Genomic DNA, 1,837 nt, shown 5'->3' on the forward strand with positions numbered 1-1,837 from the left:
GCCACCGTGTGATGCGGTTGCGAAACAGCCCGGGTGATTGCTGCGGAAGGTACTTCGCCACAAAGAACACGCCCAAAGAAAAAGCCAGGATGACATCGATCAGCACCAGCAGCAAAACGGGCACCGGAACAGCCTCAAGCAGTGACCCGGCGCCGGCGGCCGGCGGCGCTACCCGGCTCCAGAAGACACAGGCAGCCAGCACACCCGCGGCCAGCAAGCCGGCGGCCGCAAGCGCTGGGGCGGGGATGGCCGGCAGCGGCGCTTTCCTTGCGCCGGCTGTACCGGCGCCGGAAGGCGAGGTGTCCTGGTCGAGCCAGTAGGCCGCGCCGCACGGTATGACCGCAAGCACGAGCCAGATGCCCAGCACCCCAAACCACGGGCTGAACCAGATGTCTCCACCCTTCAGCGGAGGCCTGGGCTGCATCATGGATTCCAGCGTAAGCCCCAGCGCATGAAACCCCTCCCAGGGAATCTGCAGGCTGCCGTAACGCAGGGCAAACATCAAAAGGAAGATGGTCAGCAAGGTCACGCCGATCACGTAATGCACCGCGCACAGGTTGCGGATGGCAATGGCGATGTCGTAGAGAAAGTCACCGGTGTTGTTCGGTGCCAGGTAACGCCCGTTTTCACGCAGCCAGCGCAAGGGGCGGTCGGGCATCTGGGTGAGCGCGGTCTGGACCTTGCTCAGCCTGCCGGGTGGGTCGGTCGCGAGTGCTTCGTAGGCTTCGGTGGCCAGCACTTCGGGTGCGGGCGGCGCAGGAGGTGTTTGCGGCGAGTGGGGAGCGGGAGGCGTGAGGGGTTCCCGGGCGCGAAACAGGGCCGAGAAAAAACTGCCGGTGTACCCGCCTCCGCTGACGGTGGAAAGGAAATCAAACCGGGCCAGCAGCGGCCAGGGCTTTTGCCTGTCGTTAGCGCCTCTTCCCGGGCCGCTTCCCGGGCCACTTTCTCCCGGCAGGTTGAACCCGGCTTTTGCCAGCGCCTGCAACACGCCAAGGCAAAAGGTGGCGCTGCGAATGCCGCCGCCCGACAGGGCCAGGCCCCACAACTCCCGGGGCGCCGTGCCGCCGGCGTAAATACAACCTCGCCGGAAATCAATGGCCTTGCGCTCTTCTTCTTGCGCCCCCTTCTGCGCCTGTTCCTGCGCTTGTTCCTGCGACTGCTCCGGTGTGAGTGGGTTTCCAGTGCCTGGCTCGGTCATATCTCGCCTCCTTGGGCAAACAACACAGCTACCGCATGGGCTTTGAAGACGGCTCCGGCGTTGCCATGAAACGCGACGCCCTGCAAAGACTCAGGCCAGCTTAGGCAGGCGGTGCGGGAAAGACAAGGCCCTTATTCCCACAAATCGTATCGAAGCAACGCGCAGGCGGCGGCGTCATCTGGCAGACGGGCAGGCGTAGAGCCGGTGACACCTGACAGTTTCATCACCCGAACTGCTATCAATAACATAGCTGATCGCGCCCAAACATAAAGGGCTGCAGGCCAAAATGATGCGTAAATAATTGCTGTGGAGGCCGCTGGAATGCGTGGGCGCCCCTGCCCCGCGCAGCTTCATGTCCAATACAGGCATGGAACCGACGAACGACACACCCCAAACCGACCAGCGCCTGACGGCGCTGGAGATCAAGGCCAGCTTTACCGAAGACCTGCTGGACCAGCTCGACAAGGTCATCGTGCGGCAGCAGCAGCAAATTGATGCGTTGGTGCGCGAGGTGGCAGAACTGAAAGCCGGCCCGGTGCGCGACGGCGATGTGACAGTGGGCCGCAGCCTGCGCGACGAGCTGCCGCCGCACTTCTAGGCCTGCCCGCAGCTCAGACACCGAGATGCGCGGCGAGCTGG

The 1,837-nt window shown here is 63.9% G+C and carries 1 protein-coding gene and 1 pseudogene; one reads left to right on the plus strand and one right to left on the minus strand.

Going from position 1 to position 1,837, the window contains the following annotated elements:
• Positions 1-1,198 (minus strand): annotated as a pseudogene (locus AC1DWI_RS21440) (hypothetical protein); the annotation flags it as partial.
• A 367-nt stretch (positions 1,199-1,565) separates the two neighbouring features.
• Between AC1DWI_RS21440 and AC1DWI_RS21445 the strand changes: the two are divergent.
• Positions 1,566-1,796 (plus strand): SlyX family protein, encoded by a 231-nt coding sequence (locus tag AC1DWI_RS21445; RefSeq protein WP_457282270.1) that lies wholly within the window; start codon positions 1,566-1,568, stop codon positions 1,794-1,796.
• Positions 1,797-1,837 lie beyond the last annotated feature (41 nt).

This window comes from Polaromonas sp. P3_C2, assembly GCF_056402675.1.

Coding starts and splice junctions, on each gene's coding strand:
- AC1DWI_RS21445 (WP_457282270.1), top strand. CDS start 1,566: ATGGAACCGACGAACGACACACCCCAAACCGACCAGCGCCTGACGGCG.